The organism is Terrisporobacter muris (assembly GCF_024621905.1).
In the GTDB taxonomy this organism is placed as follows: Bacteria; Bacillota; Clostridia; order Peptostreptococcales; family Peptostreptococcaceae; genus Terrisporobacter; species Terrisporobacter muris.
In genome coordinates, this window is record NZ_JANKBY010000266.1 from 1 (window position 1) to 5,250 (window position 5,250).

Consider the following 5,250-nt stretch of genomic DNA (forward strand, 5'->3'; position numbering starts at 1 on the left):
AAAATAATTTATACTATATTTTTATTAAGCTTAATTTGTTATTTCATCTTCATTTGTAACAACTTCTAGCTCTAATAAACCTAGCTTTTTAGCTAATAATTTCGTTGTACTTCCTTGTAATATAAGTGTAATTAATATAGTCATAAATACTATAGATGATATTATTTCACTCCCCGGAACTTTCATTGACGTAATTATTCCACAAAGAGCTGCTGGTATAACTCCCGTCTCTCTTACCCACATCATAAATAATATTTGCTTTTTATTCCACTTAGCCTTTCTGTCTACCAATGTACAAGCTAGCACACATACAGGTCTTACTATAAATATCAACCCTAAAACAGATAATAGTGAAGGTATAAAATATTTAAATAATTCACTAAGTTGAACTTGGCTACCTAAGATTATAAATATACACATTCTACAAATTGTACCTACAGTTTCTACCACGTTACAATCAGCATCATAATGCTTTTGGCTAAGCCACATTTTAAAATTCTGTTTATTACCTGTAACCAAACCTACTATAAAACATGACATATATCCACTTCCACCTAAGTAAGTAGAAAGTTCATATGCTATTATTACTGATAAGATTGATATTATAGGTGTATAATCTTTAAATATCCCTTTTGGGCTATCATTAACTAAAAATAATAAAACTAATCCTGTAATTAAACCTACAATTACTCCAACGATAACCATAATACAAAGATTGTATATATTTTCTTCCATAGAAAAATGTCCACCCATAATTATAGACAATATGGCAACTGTCATTATAGCTCCTGTGGCATCATTTAGCGCTGATTCGCTAATTACAGTTTGTTTAACTTTTTTATCTATTTTAACTTGATTAAATATTGGTACAATTGTTGCTGGATCTGTAGATGCGATTATTGATCCTGCCAAAAGGCATGTCATAAAGCCAATTTGAAAATTAAACCCTACAATTTTAGCCATAAAAAAGGATGATATTACTACCCCTAAGGTCGATAAAAGAAATACTGATATTTTAACGTTTTTCAGCACCTTCAAACTTACTTCTTTTCCACCTAAATATAAAATAAATGCAGATCCAAATGTTAATATCAATTGATTTTCCAATTGAAATTGAGAAATATCAATAACTTTAAGAACTGATGGTCCCAATAAAATACCTACTATTAAAAACAGCACTACGTCTGGTATATTTATTAACTCACTCCCTTTACTGCATATAATCCCAGTAATTGCTATAGTGGCAAATAAAATCAATAACTTATTACATGCTATTGCATGAATGGATGTTTCCATACCCCCATCTCCTTTTTCATATCTCTTAACAAACTAATGCTTTTATATAGTATTAATTATAAATAAAAAATGACCATCTGTGATGGTCATTTTTGTTAAATTTATGTTATATTTTTTATTATTCAACAACTGCTATTACTTCTATTTCAACTTTAACGTCTTTTGGTAATCTAGCAACTTCAACACAAGCTCTAGCTGGTTTGTTTTCACCGAAGAATTCAGCATATATTTCATTTATTTGAGCAAATTCATTCATATCTTTTATGAATACTGTAGTTTTAACTACATCTGAGAAGTCAGCTCCAGCTTCTTTTAATATATTTTGTACATTTGTTAATGATTGTCTAGTTTGAGCTTGAACATCTCCTTCAACTATTTCCATTGTTTCTGGTACAAAAGGAACTTGTCCTGATACGAATAATAAATTTCCAGCTTTAACTGCTTGAGAGTATGGTCCTATTGCAGCTGGTGCATTGTTAGTATGTATAACTTGATGTTTCATGTTTTTTACCTCCTAAAAAATATAATGATTAAAAACATTTTCCTCTACTATTATACTACCCATAAAAAGAATTGTATATATTATTTTTATAATTATTTTGTTTAATAAAGAAAAATAGAGCTAATGATTTATTTTTAGCTCTATTTCTTCTTATAAGTCTATATAATATAAAGTAAATTTTATTTAACAACTATATTTACTAATTTTTTAGGAACAGCAATAACTTTTACTACATTTTTTCCTTCTATTGCAGCTTTAACTTTTGCATCTTCTAAAGCCATTTTTTCCATATCTTCTCTTGATATGTTAGCATCCATAGCTACTTTTGCTCTTAATTTCCCATTAACTTGAACTATTACTTCTACTTCATCTTGAACTAAAGCTTTTTCATCGTATTTAGGCCAGCTTATGTCAAATACGCTACCTTCTTTACCTATCATAGTCCATAATTCTTCACCTAAGTGAGGAGTAAATGGTGCAAGTATAGTTACTATTGTCTCAATACCTTCTCTGATTATTCCATCATTTCTAGTATCTAATTCTTTATATTTGTACATTTCATTTATTAATTCCATTAATGCCGCTATTGCAGTATTAAATCCAAATTTTTCACTTAAATCAGCAGTAACTTTCTTAAGTGTTGAATGTATTACAAGTCTCATTGCTTTATCTTCTTTAGTTACAGCTTTAACTTCTGCATTTGAATTAGCTATTTCAGCTAATTCATCAACTAATCTATAAACTCTGTTTAAGAATCTGAAGCATCCTTCAACACCTTGTTCTGACCAGTCTAAATCTCTTTCTGGTGGAGCTGCGAATAATACGAATAATCTAGCTGTATCTGCACCATATTTATTTATTATTTCTATTGGTGATACAGTGTTACCTTTAGATTTACTCATTTTACTTCCATCCATTAAAACCATACCTTGAGTAAGTAAGTTTTTAAATGGTTCATCAAAGTCTAACATACCCATTGATTTGAATGCTTTAACAAAGAATCTAGCATAAAGTAAATGCATTATAGCATGTTCTACCCCACCTATATATTGATCTACCGGCATCCATTTATTTACTAATTCCTTACTAAATGGTTCTTCAGTATTTTTAGGATCTATATATCTTAAGAAATACCAAGATGAATCTACAAATGTATCCATAGTATCAACTTCTCTTCTAGCTTCTTTTCCACAACATGGACAAGAAGTAGTTGCGAATTCTTTAGACGTAGTAAGTGGAGATTCTCCTTTTCCTGTGAATTCAACATCTGTAGGAAGTAATACTGGTAAATCTTTTTTATCTACTGGTACTATTCCACAATCATTACAGTAAACAACTGGTATTGGGCATCCCCAGTATCTTTGTCTAGATAATAACCAGTCTCTTAATCTATAGTTAGTACTCTTCTTACCTCTGTTGTCTTTAGCAAGTTTTTCAACTATTTTTTCAAAAGCTTCTGAAGCATCCATTCCATCGAATTCTTCTGAATTTATCATTTTATTATGTTCATCTATAACAGGTATTATATCTAAATTGTATTTTTCAGCAAATTCCTTATCTCTATCATCATGCGCTGGAACTGCCATTATTGCACCAGTACCATAATCAGCTAATACGTAGTTTGCTATCCAAACTGGTATCTTCTTACCGTTTACTGGATTTATAACATATTTACCTATGAACATACCTTCTTTTTCTACATCAGAAGCAGTTCTTTCTATTTCTGTCTTAGTGTGCATTTTGGCTATGAAAGCATTAACATCAGCTTCATATTCAGTTCCTACAACTAATTCTTGAACTAATTCACTTTCTGGAGCTAAAACCATGAAAGTAACACCATATGTAGTATCTGGTCTAGTAGTATAAACAGTCATAGATTTATCAGTTCCATCTATATCAAATACTAACTCAGCACCATTAGATTTTCCAATCCAGTTTCTTTGCATTGTTTTAACTTTTTCTGGCCATCCATCTAAAGTATCTAAGTCATTTAATAATTCTTCAGCAAATGCAGTAGTTTTAAAGTACCATTGTTCTAAGTCTTTTTTTACAACTACGCTATCGCATCTATCGCAAAGTCCTCCAACAACTTGCTCATTAGCAAGAACTGTCTCACAAGACGGACACCAGTTAACGAAAGATTTTTTCTTATAAGCAAGACCTGCTTCTAAGAATTTTAAGAATATTTCTTGTGTAAATCTATAGTATTCTGGAGTAGAAGTCGCTACTTCTCTTTCCCAGTCATAACTTAATCCTAATAATTTTAATTGACCTTTCATGTCTTCTATGTTCGCCATAGTCCATTTATGTGGATGTACTCCATGTTTTATAGCAGCATTTTCAGCTGGTAAACCAAATGAATCCCACCCCATTGGATGAAGTACATTGTACCCTTCCATTTTCTTGAATCTAGCGACTACGTCACCTATAGAGTAGTTTCTAACATGTCCCATATGTATATTTCCAGATGGGTAAGGGAACATCTCTAAAGTATAGTAATTTGGTTTTGAAGAATCTGTTGTGTCAGTTTTATATTGATTATTTTCTACCCATGTTTTTTGCCACTTGTCTTCAATCTTTTTAAAATTGTAAACGCTCATGCTTTACCTCCTAAGTATTTTCTGTAATAATTTCCATAATTATTATTTTATCCAAATCAAGAAATTTTAGAATTTCTTAATTATATAAAAAATCCCCGTCCTAAACTTTACGTTTAGGGACGAGGATATATTTTCGCGGTACCACCCTAATTAGTTTACAAAAGTAAACTCTCTTAGATAGTCTTTATGCCAACTACGGCCAAATAATTTTATGTTAGCAAGTTCAAAAACAGTTTATGTTAGTTCACAGCTACCACTAACTCTCTGAAATAAACAAAATTTCCTACTACTCTAACTTATTTGATTTAAAGCTTTATTTTTCTATAATATTAACATCTTTATACTAAAGTGTCAACATCAACATATGGAGCATCTTTCCATAACTTTTCTAAATTATAAAATCCTCTATTTTCTTCGTCAAATACGTGAACCATTATATCACCATAATCTAGTAATACCCAAGTTTGAGTTTCGTATCCTTCTTTTGATCTTGGTTCTATCCCGTACTTAGTTAATTCATCTTGTACATTATCTGCTATTGCTTTAACTTGTCTTGTAGACCCAGCAGTTGCTATAACAAAATAATCACATAGAGAAGATACCTTCCCTATATTTATTATTGATATATCTTGACCTAATTTATCATCAATTGCATCATAAACAATCTTTGCCATTTGTTCAACAGTCATGTTAGTCATATTCCGTCTCCTTTCAATTTTAAAACTACCTAGTTATTATATCACAAATATTCATATTATTACTATTATATATACAAAATAAAAATTTGCTACACTCATATCGACAACGAGATATTCTCGTAATTGATTCAGACAACCTTCTTGTTCAAAAATT

The 5,250-nt window shown here is 30.3% G+C and carries 4 protein-coding genes and 1 other annotated feature; all 4 genes read right to left on the reverse strand.

Annotated features, from left to right (window positions below; genetic code table 11):
• Window positions 1-30: 30 nt before the first annotated feature.
• A complete protein-coding gene (locus NSA58_RS15575) occupies window positions 31-1,296 on the reverse strand; it encodes a cation:proton antiporter (protein ID WP_074429114.1) in 1,266 nt (421 codons plus the stop codon).
• A 118-nt stretch (window positions 1,297-1,414) separates the two neighbouring features.
• Entirely contained in the window at window positions 1,415-1,798 is a 384-nt protein-coding gene (locus tag NSA58_RS15580; RefSeq protein ID WP_039679794.1) for a RidA family protein, read from the reverse strand.
• 179 nt (window positions 1,799-1,977) lie between these two features.
• Window positions 1,978-4,398: a leucine--tRNA ligase gene (gene leuS / locus NSA58_RS15585; protein WP_074429113.1), complete on the reverse strand. Its 2,421-nt coding sequence runs from the start codon at window positions 4,396-4,398 to the stop codon at window positions 1,978-1,980.
• Between the two features lie 112 nt (window positions 4,399-4,510).
• Window positions 4,511-4,700 (reverse strand) — a binding site (T-box leader).
• Window positions 4,701-4,736: 36 nt separating this feature from the next.
• Window positions 4,737-5,087: a ribosome silencing factor gene (gene rsfS, locus NSA58_RS15590; RefSeq protein ID WP_039679802.1), complete on the reverse strand. Its 351-nt coding sequence runs from the start codon at window positions 5,085-5,087 to the stop codon at window positions 4,737-4,739.
• Window positions 5,088-5,250 lie beyond the last annotated feature (163 nt).